At 56.8% G+C, this 20357-nt stretch carries 16 protein-coding genes; 6 read left to right on the top strand and 10 right to left on the bottom strand.

Annotated elements, in window-relative coordinates; all coding sequences use genetic code 11:
• Positions 1-23: 23 nt before the first annotated feature.
• Entirely contained in the window at positions 24-437 is a 414-nt protein-coding gene (locus VB797_RS24245) for a hypothetical protein (RefSeq protein WP_323240308.1), read from the top strand.
• A gap of 102 nt (positions 438-539) precedes the next feature.
• Positions 540-1055 (top strand): hypothetical protein, encoded by a 516-nt coding sequence (locus tag VB797_RS24240; protein WP_323240307.1) that lies wholly within the window; start codon positions 540-542, stop codon positions 1053-1055.
• On the opposite strand, the gene VB797_RS24235 is transcribed toward VB797_RS24240, so the two are convergent.
• A complete protein-coding gene (locus VB797_RS24235) occupies positions 1021-2883 on the bottom strand; it encodes an ATP-binding protein (protein WP_323240306.1) in 1863 nt (620 codons plus the stop codon). The genes VB797_RS24240 and VB797_RS24235 overlap by 35 nt on opposite strands.
• A 247-nt stretch (positions 2884-3130) precedes the next feature.
• On the opposite strand from VB797_RS24235, the gene ilvC reads away from it, so the two are divergent.
• Positions 3131-4126, top strand: coding sequence for a ketol-acid reductoisomerase (ilvC, locus tag VB797_RS24230; RefSeq protein WP_323240305.1), 996 nt, complete (start codon positions 3131-3133; stop codon positions 4124-4126).
• Positions 4127-4519: 393 nt separating this feature from the next.
• On the opposite strand, the gene VB797_RS24225 is transcribed toward ilvC, so the two are convergent.
• Both VB797_RS24225 and VB797_RS24220 read right to left on the bottom strand, forming a co-directional pair.
• Entirely contained in the window at positions 4520-5323 is an 804-nt protein-coding gene (locus VB797_RS24225; protein WP_323240304.1) for an ABC transporter permease, read from the bottom strand.
• The gene (locus VB797_RS24220; RefSeq protein ID WP_323240303.1) at positions 5307-6218 is read right to left on the bottom strand and encodes an ABC transporter ATP-binding protein; all 912 of its coding nucleotides are present in this window, start codon (positions 6216-6218) and stop codon (positions 5307-5309) included. The genes VB797_RS24225 and VB797_RS24220 overlap by 17 nt, the downstream gene beginning before the upstream one ends.
• Before the next feature lie 217 nt (positions 6219-6435).
• Here VB797_RS24220 and purF point away from each other — a divergent pair, with 217 nt between their 5' ends.
• Entirely contained in the window at positions 6436-7932 is a 1497-nt protein-coding gene (purF, locus tag VB797_RS24215; RefSeq protein WP_323240302.1) for an amidophosphoribosyltransferase, read from the top strand.
• A gap of 90 nt (positions 7933-8022) precedes the next feature.
• Here purF and VB797_RS24210 read toward each other — a convergent pair whose 3' ends face one another.
• The 3 genes from VB797_RS24210 to VB797_RS24200 all read right to left on the bottom strand — a co-directional run bounded on the left by VB797_RS24210 (position 8023) and on the right by VB797_RS24200 (position 10341).
• Complete coding sequence (locus tag VB797_RS24210) at positions 8023-8907, bottom strand: hypothetical protein (protein ID WP_323240301.1); 885 nt, start codon at positions 8905-8907, stop codon at positions 8023-8025.
• Between the two features lie 65 nt (positions 8908-8972).
• Positions 8973-9686, bottom strand: a complete 714-nt coding sequence (locus VB797_RS24205; RefSeq protein ID WP_323240300.1) for a hypothetical protein — start codon at positions 9684-9686, stop codon at positions 8973-8975.
• Between the two features lie 175 nt (positions 9687-9861).
• The gene (locus VB797_RS24200) at positions 9862-10341 is read right to left on the bottom strand and encodes a hypothetical protein (protein ID WP_323240299.1); all 480 of its coding nucleotides are present in this window, start codon (positions 10339-10341) and stop codon (positions 9862-9864) included.
• Positions 10342-10660: 319 nt separating this feature from the next.
• On the opposite strand from VB797_RS24200, the gene VB797_RS24195 reads away from it, so the two are divergent.
• Positions 10661-13462, top strand: a complete 2802-nt coding sequence (locus tag VB797_RS24195; protein ID WP_323240298.1) for a glycogen/starch/alpha-glucan phosphorylase — start codon at positions 10661-10663, stop codon at positions 13460-13462.
• An 11-nt stretch (positions 13463-13473) separates the two neighbouring features.
• Here VB797_RS24195 and VB797_RS24190 read toward each other — a convergent pair whose 3' ends face one another.
• The 3 genes from VB797_RS24190 to VB797_RS24180 form a co-directional block, all read right to left on the bottom strand.
• Positions 13474-14361, bottom strand: a complete 888-nt coding sequence (locus VB797_RS24190) for a hypothetical protein (protein WP_323240297.1) — start codon at positions 14359-14361, stop codon at positions 13474-13476.
• Between the two features lie 101 nt (positions 14362-14462).
• Positions 14463-15056 carry a DUF1517 domain-containing protein gene (locus tag VB797_RS24185; protein WP_323240296.1) on the bottom strand — a complete coding sequence of 198 codons (594 nt, stop codon included), beginning with the start codon at positions 15054-15056 and terminating at the stop codon, positions 14463-14465.
• Between the two features lie 304 nt (positions 15057-15360).
• Positions 15361-16320, bottom strand: a complete 960-nt coding sequence (locus VB797_RS24180; RefSeq protein ID WP_323240295.1) for a diguanylate cyclase — start codon at positions 16318-16320, stop codon at positions 15361-15363.
• A gap of 333 nt (positions 16321-16653) precedes the next feature.
• On the opposite strand from VB797_RS24180, the gene alaS reads away from it, so the two are divergent.
• The gene (alaS, locus tag VB797_RS24175; RefSeq protein ID WP_323240294.1) at positions 16654-19287 is read left to right on the top strand and encodes an alanine--tRNA ligase; all 2634 of its coding nucleotides are present in this window, start codon (positions 16654-16656) and stop codon (positions 19285-19287) included.
• On the opposite strand, the gene VB797_RS24170 is transcribed toward alaS, so the two are convergent.
• Positions 19271-20341 (bottom strand): FAD-dependent oxidoreductase, encoded by a 1071-nt coding sequence (locus tag VB797_RS24170; protein ID WP_323240293.1) that lies wholly within the window; start codon positions 20339-20341, stop codon positions 19271-19273. The two genes, alaS and VB797_RS24170, sit on opposite strands and share 17 nt — an antisense overlap.
• Positions 20342-20357: the final 16 nt, after the last annotated feature.

The raw sequence follows: 20357 nt of genomic DNA, 5'->3' as shown, positions 1-20357 counted from the left end.
AGCGGGCAATTTGGGGAGCTTGAATGGATCAAGCAGCTGAGCGAATCGAATCTCTCAAGGCTGGACTGGCGGGCGCAGCGGCGGCGGCTAGCGCTGTTGGCTTAGCTATAGCTGGGCAGGTTTGGCTGAATCTGGGGCTGAATCTGGCTCCGGCGGCGCTGGGTTTGCAAACCGCAGTGGCGCTGCTGAGCGGCTTTCTGTTTGGCGTTACCTATCGCTATGTGATCCGAGCCGACCGCAACTCGCATCTGCAGTCGGGGGCGGTGCTAGCGTTTGGGCTGGTGCGGGGGCTGGCTCTAGCTCAGAGTCTGCGGCTGGACTGGCAGGCGGCTCTGCAAATTGGGCTGCAGGTCGCAGAGAGTCTGCTGCTGTTTGGCTTGGCGGCATTGCTGATCGACTGGCTGATGCGGCGCGGCTGGATTAAGCAGTTTTCCTAGCGCCAAATCAAAGGCAAAATTAAAGCCGCACAAAACCTATGCCAAAAAAAAGAACTTCAACTAAGATTCATGGGCAAATAGGTTTCCTAGTTCGTAGACCCCATGAAATCAAATCAAGCCCGCGCTCCGCAAGCTACAGCTGGCCGCTCTGCTGCACCCATGCCGCCTGCTCCTTCAGTGCCCATTTCGGTCTATCGCGAGCTGGCTGCTGAGCTGCAAGCCACCCGCGCCATGATTGATGCGCTCAACGGCAAGAATCAGCAGCTTGAGCGCGAACATCAGCAGATTCTCCAGGAAATGCAGCGGCTGGCCTTTAGTCTGCAGCCCTGGATTCAGAACCAGCCTAGCTTTATCCCAGGGCAGACGGGTAGCGCGGCGACTCACCCGACTTGGCAAGAGACAGCGACGGCGACGGCGGTGGCGGCTAGCCTGCGTCCCAATGAGCCGCAGCCTGACTGGGTGGCCGAGCAGCCTGTCTTGTCTCAGGCAACGACGCAAGCCCCAACGGGCCGAATGAATAGCCTCTGGCTAATCCTGACGGTGATCGCGATTATTTTGACGGCGTTTGGGGCAGGATTTTTAATTATGCGCCCGTTTTTGCCGACTGGCTCGAAGTAGCGCTGCTGTCGCTGGCCGCAGGTTGGGGCTGCTTAATCGGCAGCGTAATTGTAAATTCAGTGCCTTGCCCCACCTGCGACTGACAGTGCATTTCACCGTGGTGCTTGCTAAAAATAATTTCGCGGCTGATGGCCAGTCCCAGTCCGGTTCCGACTCCAATTGGCTTGGTCGTGAAGTAGGTATCAAAAATTTTGCTCAGGTGCGTCGGGTCAATGCCAGCGCCGTTGTCTGCAATCTTGACCTGAACACTGCTGGCTGGCTGACTGGCTAAAAATCGGGTGGCAATCGTGATCTGCGGCTGATCTTCTGCCTTTAGCGTACTGTCTTGATCCCAGAGCGTCACTCGTTCGTCTAGGGCATCTAGGGCGTTGCTGAGCAGATTCATGAACACCTGATAGAGCGATCCGGCGTAGCCTTCAATGGTCGGCAGCTCGCCGTACTCTCGATCGATCTGCACGCCGTTTTTGATCCGGTTGTTGAGCAGCAGCAGCGTACTGTCAATGCAGTCATGCAGGTCAACGGCTTGCGCTTCCTGCTCATCGATGCGGGAAAAGCTGCGGAGGCTCAGCACCATCTGGCGGGTGCGTTCAGCTCCAAGCCGCATGGATTGCAGCAGCCGCGGCAAATCTTCTTCAATAAATTCCAGGTCGATCTCAGTGATCTTGGCCTGAATTGTGGCTTGATCCGCAGGCGCGGCGGGCAGCGTTTCGTAGGCGTGAATCAGATCGAGCAGTCCGTCAATATATTCGGTGACGGGAGCCAGATTGCCGTAAATATAGGTAATCGGGTTGTTGATTTCATGGGCAACGCCCGCCAGCATTTGCCCCAGGCTCGACATTTTTTCGCTTTGAATCAAGGTCTGGGCGGTGGCGGCCTGCTGTTCGGCCAACAGCGTTTTGACGCGCCGGATCAGCTGGTTGAGCGCTTCGGCCAGGATGCCCACTTCGTCGGTGGTGGTGACGGGAGCCTGAAGCTCAAAATTGGAATCTTGCGTCACCTGCTGGGCGACTTGGGTGGTGGTGCGGAGCGGATGCACAATTGCCCGACTCAGCCAGGTGGAGAGAATAGCGGCAGCCAAAACTGAGACCAGCATGCTGAGCGCTACAATCTGGTTGCGAAAGGCATCCGTGCGAATCACGGCGGCGGTGGCCTGCGCGTGCTTTTGCTGCACCTGAGCAATCAGCGGCACGAGCTGACTCGAAAACGCTTCGAGCTGGAGGGTCATGCTGCGGTCTTTGGCGCCAATTAACTGACTGCGAATCTGCTGAATTTTCTGAGCAGAGAGCTGGGCATCTGCGGTTTGAGCGGGCAGCAATAGCGCCGAGATTTGCCCCACATATTCATCCAGCGAGCGGGTTTGCCGCAGCAGCAGCCGCTGGGTGGCGGCTAGGTCGGGGGAAGTATCGAGCGATTTTGTGCGTCTGAGCTGATTCCAGGCTTGCTGAAAGCTAGCGTGATGCTGGAGAAACTCGCGGTATTCGGCTTGCAGATCTGCGGGCTGGCCGAGCAGCGCCACGAACTCAATCTGGTGGGTGCGAATTTTCAGCAGGCTAATTTGGAGCTGGTTGAGCAACTCTAGCTCTTGCGCTAGCTCTTGCTGCGGAGCAGAGGCTTTCTGGTGAAAGTAATTGCCGATCAAGAAGCCGCTCAAGGTACCCATAACGGCTAGCCCTAGCGAGAAAGCATAGCTAAGCGCAATCTTTTGATTCACCTTCAGGTTGCGCAGCCGCACCTGCGCGGCTGGCCGAACGGCTGGTTGGGCGGGGGCCAGCGGAGAAGTGGGCACTAGGCGCAGGACGCCTTGGAACGGTTCACGGGCATCGGTCATTTTCACAGTTTCGCTATAGAGCTACTAGGCCGAGTCTTTCACCTGACTCATGGTCTCTTAGCATGGTCTCTTAGGTAGAATACCCGCCGGACTGATCTAGCTCGCAGCGCTGCAAGCTGGCTGAAGCCAGCGCAATCGCTGGCTCAATGATGAGTTTCTTGGCGAAACAGCCGCAGGTGCTGCACTTTTTGATATGATAAAACGCCTATGCAGCCCAATCTACTATGCCTGCTGACGGAGAATTTTTATGGCTCGGATGTATTACGATGCTGACGCGAATTTGGATCTCTTAGCCGGGAAGACGATTGCGATTATCGGCTATGGTTCGCAAGGACATGCGCATGCGCTCAACCTCAAAGACAGCGGCATGACCGTAATTGTCGGCCTTTATCCGGGCAGCAAGTCGGCGGCTAAGGCTGAGGCGGAAGGGCTGACGGTGAAGTCGGTGGCGGATGCGGCGGCGGCGGCTGATTTTATTATGATCTTGCTGCCGGATGAGGTGATGGGCACGATCTATAAGCATGAGATTGCGCCGAATTTGCAGGCGGGGAACCTGCTGGCGTTTGCGCATGGCTTTAATATTCACTTTGCGCAGATTCTGCCGCCGGCGGATGTGGATGTGGTGATGGTGGCTCCGAAGGGGCCGGGGCATCTGGTGCGGCGGACTTATACGCAGGGTGAGGGTGTGCCCTGCCTGTTTGCGGTCTATCAGGACGCGACGGGGCAGGCGCGGGATCGGGCGATGGCCTATGCCAAAGGCGTTGGCGGTACGCGAGCAGGAATTTTGGAGACGACGTTTCGAGAAGAGACGGAGACGGATTTGTTCGGGGAGCAGGTGGTGCTCTGCGGTGGCTTGAGCGCGCTAATTAAAGCGGGGTTTGAGACGCTGGTGAATGCGGGGTATCAGCCGGAGCTGGCTTATTTTGAATGCCTGCATGAGGTGAAGCTGATTGTGGATTTGGTGGTGGAGGGGGGCTTGGCGAAGATGCGGGATAGTATTTCGAATACGGCGGAGTATGGGGATTTGACGCGGGGGCCGCGGATTGTGACGGATGAGACGCGGGCGGAGATGAAGAAGATCCTCAGCGAGATTCAGTCGGGGCAGTTTGCGCGGGAGTTTGTGTTGGAGAATCAGGCGGGTAAGCCTGGGTTTAATGCGATGCGGCGGCAGGAGGCTGAGCATCCGATTGAGGAGGTTGGGAAGGATTTGCGGGCGATGTTTAGCTGGTTGAAGAAAGTGTAGGGATTAGGCGGGTTTAAAGACTTGGCGGCGAGCCAAATGCTTGGGGGCAAGCCCCCAAACCCCCGTCAGGGGACGCTGTCGTCCCCCGACACCCCCTCACAAAGTGGCGTATCTGTAGAGCGCCAGAGATAGGGTATGGCGTTGCAGGGTGGCATTCTATGGTTTGCGCAGCACAAGATTCAGGGCAGGTTTCCGGCCTCGCGACACGGAGGGTCAAGTTTAAAACCCCACGAGGCGAAGCGGAACCTAGTTGCCGACAGATCTCCCCTTAGTCGGGGTGCAGGGGCGGACTGCCGTCCCTGCTGGGGGTTTGGGGGCAAACGCCCCCAAGCATTTCGATTCGGTAGCCCAGATCTCTCAGTGCATCTTAGTAAATTCAACTAGACAGTCAAATCAATATCCCCCCAGCCTCCCCAATCTCTTCATCCGCCGCTCCGCCCAGCCAAACAGCGCCACCCCCGCCGCGAAATAAACCGCGCCATTCAGCAGCGCCACCGCCAAAATTCCCCAGTCCAACGCCGCCCCCTGCGCCATCACCCCCCGCAGCAACCCCGCCCCCGGCGCCATCGGCAGCAGCCAACCCAGAAACCTAGCGCCGCCCGTCCAGCTCTCCACCGGCACCGTAAACAAAAAAATCAAGCCAAACTGAAACACGCTCAGCACCTGCTGCACCTGCTTCAGCGTCAGCGCCAGCGCCCCCATCGCAAAGGCAATCCCGTAAGCTCCCAGCAAAACCGCCAGCAGCGGCGGCAGTAGCGTCGGCGGAAAGGCTAGCCTGCTGCCCGTCAGCGCCATAATCAGCAGCAAGATGCCCAGGTTAATTGTTAGGTTCAAAATCAGGCTGGAAATTGCCCGCAGCAAAAACACCGTCGAAGCGCTGTAGGGCGATAGAAATAGCTGCTCCAGCGTCCCCGTCCGCGCCTCCTGCTGCAGGCCGCCAGCAATATCGCCCATAATAAACAGCATCAGCGCCCAGAGCACATAGCCGACAATAATCGAGTCTAGCCTGCTGCCAAACTGAAATCCCGGCCCCGCAATATACTGCGTGCTCAAAAACAGCCCGTAAAAAATAATCGTCGTGCCCACCACGCCGCCAATCAGCTCAGACGAATAGCGCCTTAGCTGCACAAAACTCCGCTTGAATTCAGCCAAAAATAGAGAGAGCATCAAAAAAATATCGCTAGGGTTTTCGGACAAAGCTGAGGAAAATATCGGTCAGGTTGGCCTGCTGTCGTCCCATTGTCAGAATCGGCAGCGGCCGCAGAATCTCTAGAACCGAGTAGAGGATATCCGGGTCGCGAATCGTGATCTGCTGCGCCTTAGCCATTGCGCCCAGAGCGGTGATTTTGCTAGCTCGCAGCGGGTCGAGCGGCTGCTCTAACTGAATCAAATAGGCGCCGTCTGAAAACTGGCGAATCAGCTCGGCGGTTGGCTCCTCGACGACGATTTCACCCTGGTTAATCACCGCCACCCGATCCGAGAGCTCCTCGGCAATATCAAGCTGATGCGTGGTCAGCAAAATCGCCCGGCCTTCCGCCGCAATCTCGCGCACCAGTCGCTTGACGCTTGCGGTTGCCTCCACGTCTAGCCCCAGCGTTGGCTCATCTAGCAGCAAGAGCTGTGGATCATGCATCAGCGCCACGGCAATCGCCAGCTTTTGCTGCATGCCGCGCGAAAGATCTTGCACCAGCGTCTGCCGCTTGTCGCCCAGCTCAAACCGCTCGATCAAATCGCGGCTGTGCTGCTGCGCCACCCGACGAGTTAGCCCCCGCAGCACGCCAAAATACTCCAGGTTCTCAGTTGGGGTGAGCCGCCAGTAAAGGTTGCGGTTGCCCTCCAAGACTGCGCCAATCGCCCGCAGCGCCCGCACGTCCTGATGCGGATTGCGGCCAGCCACCGTCACCCAGCCTGAGTCGGGCAGAATCAGGCCGGCGATCATTTTGATCGTGGTGGTTTTGCCAGCGCCATTTGGCCCCAGAAAGGCCAGCACTTCGCCAGCGGCTAGCTTCAGCGAGACATCTGCCACCGCCGTAAAGACCTGGCGACGGCTGCGGTAGGTTTTTTGCAGGTTTTGGGCTTCTAAAATCAGCATAGTCGCGCATAAGCTTTTCTCTATTCTTCCTGATCTAACTTAATTTGACCGAGATTTGAGCAGGGCAGATTTCTGGTCGCCAGCTTTGGGTTTGCGCTACGCTTGTAAAGTAATATTTGTTAAGGAATCATTAAGTTGTCGAATGGGGCAATCTTCTGATTCTGCCGCTTTAGGCTTTTCACTAGTCCTGATATATCCAAGGGAACCAGACGCTTCTATGATGCCAACCTCTGACGATTCCGCGTTACTTGCTCCTGCTGATCAAGAGCGACCGGATAAACCCGAAGAAGCTTGCGGTGTGTTTGGCATCTATGCGCCCGCAGAAGATGTTGCCAAACTCACCTATTTTGGGCTTTACACCCTACAGCATCGCGGTCAAGAGTCGGCGGGTATTGCCACCTTTAAAGACGGGCAGATCTATTCTCACAAGGATATGGGGCTGGTATCGCAGGTGTTTAGCGAGCAGATCCTGCAAGAGCTGCCAGGTGACTTGGCGGTGGGACATACGCGCTATTCCACCACGGGCTCGAGCCGGATCGTCAACGCTCAGCCGGCCATCGTTGAAACGCGCTTGGGGCCGCTGGCGCTCACCCACAACGGCAATCTGGTCAACACGGCCGAGCTGCGCGACGAGCTAGTAGAGGCCAACGTGGAGCTGCTCACCACGACTGACTCGGAGATGATTGCCTTTGCGATTGCGGGGGCAATCAACGAGGGCAAGGCCTGGCTGGAGGGTACAATTAGCGCCCTGCATCGCTGCCGGGGAGCCTTTAGCTTAGCGATTGGCACACCGGAAGGCGTGATGGGCGTGCGCGACCCCAACGGCGTGCGGCCTCTGGTGATTGGCACGCTAGAAGGAGCCGCTGGTACGCCGCTGCGCTACGTGATTGCTTCTGAAACCTGCGCGCTCGATATCATTGGCGCTGACTATCTGCGGGACGTGGAGCCGGGTGAGCTGGTCTGGATTACCGAAGCGGGGCTGGCTTCGTTTCACTGGGCGGCTCAGCCGCAGCGCAAGCTCTGCATTTTTGAGATGATCTACTTTGCGCGGCCTGACAGCATTGTGCATGACGAAAGCCTGTACAGCTACCGGCTGCGGATTGGGCGGCAGCTAGCGATTGAATCCACCGTAGAGGTCGATCTGGTGATGGGCGTGCCCGACTCTGGAATTCCGGCGGCGATTGGCTTTTCGCAGCAGTCGAAGATTCCCTACGCCGAGGGGCTGATCAAAAATCGCTACGTGGGGCGGACGTTCATTCAGCCGACGCAGACCATGCGCGAGTCTGGGATTCGGATGAAGCTCAACCCGCTCAAAGACGTGCTGGTGGGCAAGCGCATTCTGATTGTGGATGATTCGCTGGTGCGGGGCACGACCAGCCGCAAAATCGTCAAGGCGCTGCGGGATGCGGGCGCGGTCGAGGTGCATATGCGAATTTCTTCGCCGCCCGTGACGCATCCCTGCTTCTACGGCATTGATACCGACAGCCAGGATCAGCTGATTGCCGCCACCAAATCAGTAGAAGAGATTGCCGAGCAGATTGGTGTGGATTCGCTGGCCTATCTGAGCTGGGAGGGCATGCTGAGCGCCACGGGCGAAAACCCAGAGCATTTTTGCTCGGCCTGCTTCACCGGCGACTACCCAATTCCCGTGCCCGAGCAGGTGAAGCGCTCAAAGCTGGTGCTGGAAAAACAGCCCGTCTCAACCTCAGCTTGAAGCCTGATTCACCTCTTAATTCAGCTAAAATCGGCGCTGCTAGACTTAACCTAGCAGCGCCGATTTGTCTTTTAGGTTGAGCAATCCTGCCTAGATTTCGGCGACGGCGCGTTCGACCAAGCGGCGAGTCAACGTCTGGACGCCCGTATGCCGGTAGTATTTCACCGACATATCGAGGAAAGCGCCCACGTAGTCCATTTTGTCGCCCGTGACCTCGACAAAATTGGAAAGGTTATCTACCAAGCCCTGCTGGGTCAGATGTTTTGAGGAGACAAAATTATCCATCCAGCCTTTGGTAGACTCGAAGCTCTCGGTGATGAAATTCAGCTTGCCGGCATCGTTGCCGCCCGGAATCAGCTCCTCTACGCCTTTAAATGTCCGGTTGCTGCTCACATCAGAGGGACTCATGCCTTTGAGCATCGACAGCGCTTTTTCGGTGAAGCCAGCGCCCAGCGGAATCACGCCGTCAAAGCAGACCAGCGCCGCCATCCGCATCAGCGACTCGCCGCCGTAGTCTTTGAGGGCAGCCAAAAAGTCGCCAATGCTGTCGCCCGGAATGCCGTTGATTTGGCAAAAGGCAACGATTTCGGTCACCAGCTTCACGGTCAGATCAATGCTCTGGGCCCGCTCTGGCTTAGGCGTCAGGTTTTTCAAAAATCCCAAAAACGTATCTTGACCGATGCGGTTAGCCAGGGCTGCGGTGCCCAGCAGTCCCGAGGCAGAATCAACCGACTCATACAGCCAGAGCGCTCTCTGGTAGCCCTGCGACTTGTCGTTGTAGAGCGTCACAGCCCGCTCGCCAATCTGCTGAATCAGGGACTCGTCTGTTTCGCCGGTGACCGTGCGGATCGTATTATCAAATCCAACCAGGTTGTTCCATTGACCGGGCACCACAAAGTCCAATGATTTGAGAGCGGAAACCGTTAGTCCACCTTTCGGCAGATCATCCACCAATTCGTATACGGGTTTACTCACAATGCAGCTCCTTTTCTTAAAAAGTGCAGAAATAGCCTCAGTCAGGCTAGAGATGCGTAACCTGGCTAAGCCGCAGGCTGGGGAATGAGCACGGGCGGCAGGTTATCTGAATCCTTGAATGAGTCCTTCAGTTGCTTCAAGCCTGGAAGCTGAGGTACGGCTGGAGCCTGCAGATCTTTGATGTCAGCTTTCACATCGTCGGTGGATTGCTTCACGACCGCCTTGGCCTTTTGCGTGGCGGTGGTCGGCAGATTGGTCAGCTTTTCAGCCCCTTCCAGCTTGGCCAAGCCTCTGAGATCAAACTTTTGCAGCCAGGCCACGCGATCCTCCTGGCTGAAAGAGGGATCGCGGGAGAGCACTTTCACCTGGTAGCGGCTGTTCACCAGCAGTCCGGTTGACATCGTGCCCTGGTTGACGGACGGGTAGCCCGCAATTGACTCGGTGGCGGTCTGATACTTCAAGGCGGCGGCGGGTAAATTGGCCGTATCGCTGACTGATAGCATCGCGACGTTTTTGCCGTCTTTATTGAGCTTATATTCAGCAAAGCCTTTTTTTTCCTGGGCCGGCACCACTTCGTAGTCGCCCGTCGCATCTGGAAAAAATTTGTTAAAGGTCGAACCTTGTTCAGCCGCTTTCACAACGGCAGCCTGTGCGCCTCGTCCCGTCGTCTCTTTCTGCACGTCCGCATAGCGCGAAGGTGCTTTGGAACAGGCGGTTACAAGCAGCAACAAGCTCATCACAACGGGGGCAAATGCCCTGAGCCAGCGAGCAAATTTCATCTTTATCTCCTGAAAATAAAGCAGAATACCTGGATCTTAACGGAATACTTCGCCAGGGTCGTCAGTCTCGTAAAGGAACGCAATCTATCTGGAAATCTCGCTCTAGATAGATTGCAGAAGTCGCTCTAGATGCTAACTACAAGATGCTGACTGCAGGGCAACCTGAATGCTGTGCCTAAACCGCAAAGGCAGCTTTGATTTTGGCTAGCGCGGCGGCTTCTTTATCGCTCACCTTGGGATTGCCTGAGCCAAACAGACCGCTGCCTGCTGCATTGGCCACCGCATCGCCACAGTCATAGACAAACTGCTTAAATTCTGTGATTTCTACGGGCGTGGCCTTATCGCCAATCGCTGCGACTGCAGCATCAACCGTGGTCAGAGCTTTGTCAACGACCGCACCGGACTGCACATCTTCGGGCTGGATGTCAGGCTTCTCCATTTTCACAGTGCCGCTCTTGAGCGCCGCATCTGAAAACACAGCTTGAATGATCGAGTTGTTGGGATATTTCGTAGCGGCCCCAGCGATCTGCTTGGACATTGCCGCTGCTTCAATGGCCGTCGAGACAATTCCCATATCGACCATAGCCACCGCCATACCAATCATCATCGGCGCTTCAGCAACCTTGCTCATTTCTTCCGATGTGTAAGTTGCCATCTGTTAAATCCCCTGTTGATTAGGTTAGTTAGTTGAGAAAACTCTAGGACTTAGCACTTTCAAGCCTAAAAAAATCAGGTGTCAGCTATTTTTCTGGGCTGAATTCACTAGTTAGAATTCACTAGTTATAAAGTTATAAGTCAGATTTCTGAAGTATTCGACGTATTTTAAAAGTCTAAACGCGAGGTGATTTATAACATGTATTGATAAACACACCATAATCTGATTCTAATTGTGCATTCTAGAACTTAGCTATCTAATATTTTTTTATTTTTTGGATAATTTGGCAATTTAGTTCGCCAACTCGTCGAAATCTAGTTTGAATCAGGTTGAATCGTTATTCGAGAGCCATATGAAATTCTTGGATCTTGCAATGCTGTCGCCGTTGCTGCTGCTAGGGTTAGGGCTACTGAGAGGCTCACGCTCAAAGCCAACTGCTGACTCCTCGGGGTTGGTTGGAGAAGAGCTGCCGTCAGCCCATATAGATCTCAGCGCAGAGCCACTTATCAGCACATCACAACTGACTGCAGTGCCTGCACAGGTTCAACTCAACGGCCTTATGGGAGACCAAACTGAAATGCCAGCAGATACAGCGACTGATAATCAGCAGCCTATTAAAGACATACCAGAGATACAGATTACCAACCCGCAGGCCAAAACAATAGCAGATGCGGCAATGACAGATTCCGAACCGGCTAGCTCGGCAGCAAGAGAGCTAAAAGATACGGGGCCGTCCCGTAAAACTGCTGGTACTGCTACCGAAGAGCCAGCCATTTTGCCGCTCATACCGCTAGGCGATCTGATTTCAAATAGCGATATTGCGGTTTTTAAGCAGGCATTTACGACTAATCTGGCGCGACGCGGCCAGTCAATCCAAAGCGCGACCGCCGCAGACTGCTATGCCCTCCTAGCTGAGATGCTGCGCGATCGCCTGCTGCAAATTCGGCTGGACTATGCGCCAGTCGAGGGCAAGCGGCAGGTAGTACAAATTGCGTCCGCCTACTCGCTGGGAATGCCGCTAGAAAACCATTTTACCAACCTGAACATTACGCAGCCGATCCAGCAAGGGCTGACTGAGCTGGGGCTGAATCTCGTTGCCATCTGTCAGCAAGATCGGGCGCTGGGCTGGGACGATGAGGCATTGGGCTGTTTGGTTGGCAGCGAACTCGAATCGCTGACAACCGCTCAGATGCCTGCGATAGGCTACGGGCTGCATTCCCAGCTTAACCCTGCCGCTGCTGACCCCAATCCCTGGGCATTGCCGCAGCCTGAGCAAAGCCTGGAGGTGAAATTTGGCGGATATACCGAGGTCTATATTGATGCAGCAGGGCACTGTCGGCACGACTGGATGGCTGCTGAAATCGCCAGAGCTTTGCCTTATGACCTGCCGATATCTGGATATCCGACGAAAGATTTAGCGGGAGATTTAGCGGGAGATTTGGATCATGAGGGGCCCAGTCTCCCCAGGGTTGGCCTACTGCGGCTCTGGCAGGTGAGTCCGGCTATCAGTCCGCTGGCTAACGCTGACCCAGCAGAGCTAAAGCTGCGGCAAGATTTTCTGCTGGCTGCCTGCGCCGTACAGGACTTGCTGCGGCAGCATCTGCAGGCACTGCCGCTGACAGACTTGCCTCAGCACTGGTTGCTGCAGCTCAACGGTACGGCTACAGGTTTGGCCATTGCCGAACTGATGCATCAGCTGGTTGATCAGCAGCAGCTCGGCTGGGATCTGGCCTGGGAAATCACGCAGGCGATGACTTGCTGTCGGCTACATGACTGGGTAGAGGCGCGCGGCCATGCACTCAACTACCCGCTGGGATTGCTCCATCAGCTTTTGCCCAGACATCTCGAAATTATCCACGAAATCAACCGCCGCTTTCTAGATGCGGCCCGACTGCAGCGTAGCAGCCCGGACGAGGAGCAAATTGGCCGACTCTCGCTGGTTGAGGCTGACTGGCTGCGGACGAGCCATCTAGCGGCAGTTGGGAGCCATCGGCTCAGCGGCAGCGGCGCGCTGCAAACTCAGTGGCTGCAAGATCAGCTGTCAGAGTTTAGCCTGCTCTATCCCGGCAAATTTCAGCCCCAGACTATGGGAATTACGCCCCGGCGGTTTTTGCTGCAAACGCATCCGGCCCTAGCTCAGCTGATCACGCAATGGCTGGATGACAGCTGGATTACGCATCCTGAACAGCTCCAGCGGCTGCAGCCGCTCGTCAAAGAGGCTGAGTTCTGCAGCCGCTGGTGGCAGGTGCACCGAGCGGCCAAGCAGCTTCTGGCTGAGAAAATTCAGCAGAAAACCGGCCTGACAGTCAACCCCAGCAGTCTGTTTGATATCCAGGCTGGGGCGATTGAATCTCGGTCGCGGCAGCTGCTGCAGCTGCTGCATGTGGTCACGCTCTATGCCCGCATCAAAACCAACTCCAGCACGGATACGATTCAGCGGTTTATGCACCGCTCCCTGCCGCGCACCTGCATCTTTGTCGGTCAGCCAACTGCCGATCCGGTGGCCCAGATGACGGCAGATCTGATCGAAGCAGTAGCCACCACGATCAATCAAGACGCCGCTCTACAGGGGCGCTTGCAGGTTGTGCTGTTGGCAGACGGCAATCTCCAGCTCATGCGCTGGCTCTATCCAGCAGCAGATCTAGCCGAACAGCTCATGCTAGCGGGTGAATCAGCCGTGACGGTGGCAGGGCTGAAGTTTGCAATGAGCGGAGCCGTGACCATCGGCATGCCGAGCTATGGCAATCTGGAACTCCAGCAGGCCGTTGGCGCTAAAAATATTTTTCTAGCTGGCTTAACGGTCGCAGAAGTTCAGCGTTGCCGAGCAGATTATAGACCCAAAGCGCAATATGACGGCAATCCAGACTTGAGGCAGGCGATTGATCTGATTGCGTCGGGCTACTTTTCACAGGGCGATGGCAGATTCCGGTCGCTCACCGACTGGCTGCTGCAGCAAGACCCAGAGCTGATCCTGGCTGACTACGCGGCCTACATAGCGGCTCAAGAGCGCGTCAGTCAGGTTTGTCAGGATCAAAAAAACTGGGTCTGGATGTCGATTTTGACGGTAGCCAACAGCGGCCAGTTCTCCTCTGATCACAGCATTACTGCCTACGAGGCTTGACTGCGCCTGAGCTAGCGTCTGCGTCCACCCGATCTGCGTCTTGCCCCGCCGCTGCCAAAGCTACCTGAACTTCTAGTCCTGCTGGGACGAGTTTTGGAGCGCTGCAGGTCGGTTGAACCATAGCCTGATCCGGTAGAGCGGTTGCCCGAATTGACGCTGGGAGACTTGCTGGGAGACTTAGTGGTCGTTGAATTAACAGGGTTGGGCGAACGGCGCAGCTGGCCGGTGGTGCGGAAGCTCTGCTGATTTTTGACCGCAGCGGGCGGCGCGTTGTATTTAGTGCGATAGCTGCTGACCGCATCGCTGTAGCTGCTGCCGTAGCCGCCGTAGCCCGTCATGACGCGTCCTGGAGAATAGATGGGGGGCACATAGTAGCGAGGGGCAAACAGCAAATTGCCGACTGCCTGACCCGCTAGCGCTCCCGCAAAAGGCGACCAGAAGTTAGACTCACGCCGGACTACAACGCTCTCTTCTTGCCCCGTCTGCGGGTTGGTCTGGGTTTCGACGACATTATGCACATACTCGATCCGGAAATCTTCGCTGAGGTAGAGTACGGGCTGCGCATTTTCCACTCTTAAGTAAGGCTTTTGACCCGCCTTGATTTCTGCGTCTGTTAGTCGTGCCATTTGCAGATCTGTAGCTCGGTAGAGTGGCGGTGTACCCGCGGGAGTATCAAGCAGCATCAGCGTATATTCACCGCTGCCATCATCATAGGTGGCCTGCTGCACCGGGTAGCTGCCGTCCGCAATGGCAGGGGCCGCAGATTGGGTGGCTGCTACAGGCGCAGGATCAGTCGAGTTTAGCGCAGTCGAATCGTCAGCGCAGGCAAAGGTTGAAACCGACAGGCCAAACGCCATAGAAATTACTAAAAATTTGCGGATCATAGCTGGGTAATTCATGAGGGTACAGGGTAAGGAGGGCAGAGATGAAAGCTGGTCACGAAAGCCAGCAGGCTGGTGCAGCCTAGAGCTAGTGTTTCAGCCGTGTTTCAGCCAGTTGTTTAAAGGGGAATCAGCTCTGGGAAGTTCATAATTAGCTGCTCAGCGGTGAGCAAGTCGCCCAGTTCGGCAGGAGAGAAATGCAGCTGCACCGCCCGGACTCGATTGGGGGCAAGGCTAATGATCGCTTTGAGTCCGGTGCGGAGGGCGCTCAGATCAGCTAGATCGGTTTCGAGGGCGGCGATCTCACCCTCATAGGCTAGCGTTAAAATAACCACCAGGTTTTGCGTCACGGGCAGCGACAGCAGATCTTCGTCGTTGGGTTCAGTCGGAATTTCAACCCCATAGCGCTGGGCAGAGTCAGTAAATAGCTCGGCTACATAGTCGCCCGCATCCGCTTCATTCCAGAACAGATCGCCCTCGTTGGCTGCCGAACGCCAGTAGAGATCATACTGCAGCAGGCTTTGGCAAACCTGAGCCAGACCTTCAGCCAAAACGGGCAGATCGCCTTCTGCCTCAACCGCTTCGCGGGCCGTCTGATTCAGCACGCCTAGCAACGGCGCCACCTCTGCACCCGCTAGATGCAGCAAAATGCGGCAGACAGCAATCCGCGTTCTGCCACTCATCCGATTGAGACCATCGCGCCAAGCACCCATGTTCAATATCCTGCTGGTTATATCCTGCTCATTCTCTCTACTGCCTGCTCAGGCGTTAAGACTGAGAGCGCTGCCGGGGCATTCCCATTCTAGGCGGTTCTATAAAGCAATTTAAATCTCGCTCAATACGGATTTCTCGACTGAGCCTCTATTCAGAGGCAGAGTCCAGCCGAGAGTGAGTCAGAGCTGGCGCGGCTTATAGCCTGCTGCGAGTCTCATCCTCCGTCAGTTTTAGGGCAGTTTTGGCGTCACCTCAGCGGGTCAAAAGTTATTCAAACTGCTGCTTGAGCCAAATAGCCGTGACTTACTCAGACTTATGCCCCACCACGCGGTTGCGGCCTTGGCCTTTGGCCTGAAGCAGATACTGGTCGGCTCGATGCAGCAGCTCAAACCCTTGGGCATCGTCACCGGGCTGGAGCGTAGCGGTACCGGCGCTGATGGTGATCGTCAGATCGAGCGTTTCTTCAACGGCAAAGGGCTGTTCGCTGACAATCTGGCAGAGCCGCGCGGCAATCTGCAGCGCTTCTTGGGCGTCAGTATTGCTGAGAATGATCACAAACTCTTCGCCACCATAGCGAAAGGGCGTGTCGTAGATCCGCAGATTGTGCCGCAGCCGCGCCGCTAAAAACTTCAGCACCTGATCGCCCGTCAGATGGCCATGCGTGTCGTTAATCACCTTAAAAAAGTCTACGTCTAGCATAATCAAGCTAACCGGAACGCTGCGGCTACGGGCGTTCTGGATCTGACGCGGCAGCTCCCACTCAAAGGCACGGCGGTTGTTGAGAGAAGTCAGCGGATCGGAGAGCGCAATCGCTGAGAGCATGTCGTTGGTCTGCATCAGCTCACGATAGGTCTGCACCTGCCGTAGGCCGACCCGAATCTGCGCCTGCAGCAGCCGCTGTGAATCATAAATCCCAGCCTCTAGACTGTGGGGCAGATAGAGATAGGCGTCAGCGCCTGCTTCGAGGGCAGCAGCTCTCAGCTCCAGCTCAGGGCGGCTAGACTGATCTTGGTCTTCAATGACAATGCAGTAGATCCGGGCTAGCCGACTCTCGGCCTTAATTTGCTGGCAGAGTTTTAAGCTTTCCGCTTGAGTCGCCTGAATTAGCAATAGCTCAGGCTGCTGTTGCTGTGCCAAAAGCAGCGGCATTGCTTCTAGCGGCTCGGTCATAGTTTGGATGACAAGATTCTGGATTTTTCTAACTGAGGCAAGCAGCAGATTGTGGAACTGTTCGTTCCCAATCAGAAGAATTGAAGCATCCATCAACGTTTAGCCAACTACTCTCTGAGTAGCCCGGTCAGATTCTGAGAGCCTCGGTAAGATATCACGAATCTCTAGCTCAGGATTTATGCAGCATCAGACCTCGGCCCAAACTTCGGCCTAAAGCTGACTTAGAGCGCTCTTCAAAGCAACTCTCAGGAGCTCTACAGGAGCTCTACCATTCTTCCTACCTATCATGCCCATGATAACAAGCTATTGCTCAGCGTCATCGGCCAGCCTAGAGGTTGAGCCAGCCCAGGAGCCGCCTGAATAAATTTTGTCGAATCTGGCAACATGACTGAGAATAGGAAATCATACCTCTCTCTTGCTGACCTCATGGCCATTCCTCGCAGCGGCGCGCAAATTCGACAGACGTTTCTTGACTTCTACGCGGCGAGAGGGCATCAGATTCTGCCGAGCGCCTCTCTGGTGCCGGAAGATCCAACCGTGCTGCTCACCATTGCCGGGATGCTGCCGTTTAAGCCGATTTTTTTGGGTCAGCGGCAGGCCGAGTTTCAGCGGGCCACCAGCTCCCAGAAATGCATCCGCACCAACGATATCGAAAACGTGGGCCGCACGGCTCGGCACCACACGTTTTTTGAAATGTTGGGCAACTTCAGCTTTGGCGACTATTTCAAGTCAGAGGCGATTGCCTGGGCCTGGGAGTTATCTACAGAAGTATTTGGCCTGCCGCCTGAGCGACTGGTGGTGAGCGTATTTCGCGAGGACGAGGAGGCTTTTGCGATCTGGCGCGACCAGATCGGCATCCCGGCCCAGCGGATTCAGCGGATGGACGAGAAAGATAACTTCTGGCAGTCTGGCCCAACTGGCCCCTGCGGCCCCTGCTCTGAGATTTACTATGACTTTCATCCAGAGCGGGGCGACGAGATTGATCTCGAAGACGACAGCCGGTTTATTGAGTTCTACAACCTGGTGTTCATGCAGTATAACCAGGATGCGGCGGGCAATCTGACGCCATTGCAGGCCCAAAACATCGACACCGGGCTGGGACTGGAGCGCATGGCGCAGATTTTGCAGCGCGTCCCCAACAACTACGAAACCGACTTGATTTTGCCGATTATTAAAACGGCGGCAGCCATCGCCCAGCTCGACTATGCCAGCGCCAATGCCGCTACTCAGGTGTCGCTGAAGGTGATTGGCGATCACGTCCGGGCTGTGGTGCATATGATTGCGGATGGCATTACGCCCAGCAACGAAGGGCGGGGCTACGTGCTGCGGCGCTTGATCCGGCGGGTGGTGCGCCACGGACGCCTGATTGGGATTGAGCGCGAGTTCACGCCAGCGGTGGCCGAGACGGCGATTTTGCTCTCGGAGGAAGCCTACCCAACCGTGCGGCAGCGGGCCGAGTCGATCAAAGCCAGCCTGCAGCTCGAAGAGGCCAAGTTCCGCGAAACGCTGGAGCGCGGCGAGAAGCTGCTGGCTGAACTGATGGCCGAGCTGCCCACTGGCGGCGAAATTGCCGGAGCGGATGCCTTCAAGCTCTATGACACCTTTGGCTTCCCGCTAGAGCTAACCCAGGAAATTGCCGAGGAGCAGGGTTTTACAGTCGATCAGCCGGGATTTGAAACGGCAATGCAGGCCCAGCGCGAGCGCTCCCGCGACGCCCATGAAACCATCGACCTGACGGCGCAGGGCAGCCTCGACAGTCTGGCCGCCGACCTGAACGAAACCGAGTTTCTGGGCTATAGCCAGTCGGCCAGCGAAGCGACAGTGACCGTGCTGATGGTGGCCGGAGAGCCCGTGCAGTCCGCTACAGCGGGCGCTCAGGTGCAGATTGTGCTAGATCGAACGCCGTTCTACGCCGAGTCGGGCGGTCAGATTGGCGACCGGGGCTACCTGAGCGGCGCGGATCTGCTGGTGCGGATCGAGGATGTGCAGAAGGGCGGCAGTCTGTTTGTGCATCACGGCAAGGTAGAGCGCGGCGCGATCCAGGTAGGCGAGCGGGTGACGGCGCAGATCGATCTGGCCTGTCGGCGGCGGGCGCAGGCCAACCATACGGCAACTCATCTGCTGCAGGCGGCGCTGCGGCAAATTGTGGATGAGAATATCGCGCAGGCGGGGTCGCTGGTCTCGTTCGAGCGGCTGCGGTTTGACTTCAACCTGCCGCGCCCGGTGACGCTAGAGCAGCTGCAGCAGATTGAGTCTCAGGTAAACCTCTGGATTGCCGAGGCGCATCAAGGCGAAGTGGGCATCATGCCGATTGCGGCGGCCAAAGCCAAGGGCGCGATTGCCATGTTTGGCGAAAAGTACGGCGACGAAGTGCGGGTGATCGACTTTCCCGGCGTTTCGATGGAGCTCTGCGGCGGTACGCATGTGGGCAACACAGCTGAAATTGGCCTGTTCAAAATCATCTCGGAATCGGGCGTCGCCTCTGGCATTCGGCGGATTGAGGCGGTGGCTGGGCCGGCGGTGCTGGAATACCTGAATCTGCGGGATCAGGTGGTGCGCGAGCTGAGCGATCGGTTCAAGGCTAAGCCAGAAGAGCTGCCGGAGCGGGTGACGGCCCTGCAAGCCGAACTCAAAGCCAGCCAAAAGCAGCTTGAGGCGCTGAAGTCAGAGCTGGCGCTGGCCAAATCCGATCGGCTGTTGCAGCAGGTGGAGGACATCGGCGCGTTTAGGCTGCTGGTGGCTGAGCTGGCGGCAGTTGACGCTGAGTCTTTGAAAACGGTGGCCGAGTCGCTGTTGCAAAAGCTAGGCGAGGGCGCAGTGGTTTTGGGATCGGTTTCTGAACCCGAAAAAGTGAGTCTAGTGGCGGCTTTTAGCAAGTCAGTCAACAGTCGCGGCATCCAGGCTGGCAAATTTGTGGGAGCGCTAGCCAAGCTGTGCGGCGGCGGCGGCGGCGGCAGACCCAACCTGGCACAGGCTGGCGGACGCGAACCCGACAAGCTGCCCTTGGCCTTAGAGAAGGCCCGCGAGGAGCTACGGTCTGGTCTCAGCGCTGAGCCGTGAGCTGAGGAGCGATCAGCTCGCGGATAATCTGGGCGGTGGCTGGAGCCAGCAGCACGCCGTTGCGGTAATGCCCGGTCGCCAGCAGCACTCGCGGGTGGCCCGCCAGCGGCTCCACGATGGGCGCAGGCCGATCTACAGGTCGTGGCCGCAGTCCTGACCAGCTTGCCAGCCGTATCGCAGTCTGTAACCCTGGCCAGAGGGCAACGGCTCCCTGCCAGACTGCCTCTAGCTGCTCTGGGATGGGCGCGTTCTCAGCCGGATCAAATTCCACTGTCGCGCCTACCCAATATTCACTGTTGCCCAGCGGTACCAGATGAATATCGTGTCCCGTGATTACCGGCTGAAACTGCGGCTGGCCCAATGGCTGCCTCGTCTTGACGCGAATTGCCTGTCCCAGCACGGGCGCTAGCGTTATCTGTGGTATCGGCAGCAGCGGCGCAGAGCCTAGACCCGCCGCGATTACAATCCAATCGGCTCCCAGATCGCCTGCTGAAGTTTGCAGTCTGCCATTGGCCGAGAGCCGCTGAACTTCGACGTCAAGCTCAAAGCTAGCGCCCTGTCGCTGAGCCGCCTCTACCAGCGCCAGCGTCAGCGCCGTCGGATCAACCTGGCAGTCCTGCGGCGAATAGAGTCCGGCTTGTACAGGCGACTGCACTTGCGGACAGCGGGCCTGCACCTGATCCGGCGACCAGAGTTCGAGTCGCCAGCCCTGCTGCTGCCGTAGCTCAACCAGCGCCTGCCATTTCGCCTTATCTTCCGCCGCAAAGCCCAGCTTCAAAATTCCCTGCGGGTTCCAGGGCAACGCGCGACCCAAAGCCGCCTCTAGCTCAGGCATCAGCTTGGCGTATCGCGCGGTGCTGAGCTGGCGCATTGTCCAGGCTCTGCCTTTCGTCTTCTGGCTAATCACGCCCATCAGCACGCCCAGCGCGGCTCCAGTCGCAGCCTGAGCGGGAGGCTGACGATCCAGCACCGTTACCTGAAAGCCAGACTGCGTTAGCTCATAGGCAATCATCGCACCTACGATACCGCAGCCTACAATGATCGCCTGCTGCATCTGTGCCTTGTGAGGG

Origin of the sequence: Rivularia sp. UHCC 0363 (assembly GCF_034931125.1) — a bacterium.
GTDB lineage: Bacteria > Cyanobacteriota > Cyanobacteriia > Cyanobacteriales > Nostocaceae > Rivularia.
This window is presented reverse-complemented; position numbering and strand designations above follow the sequence as displayed.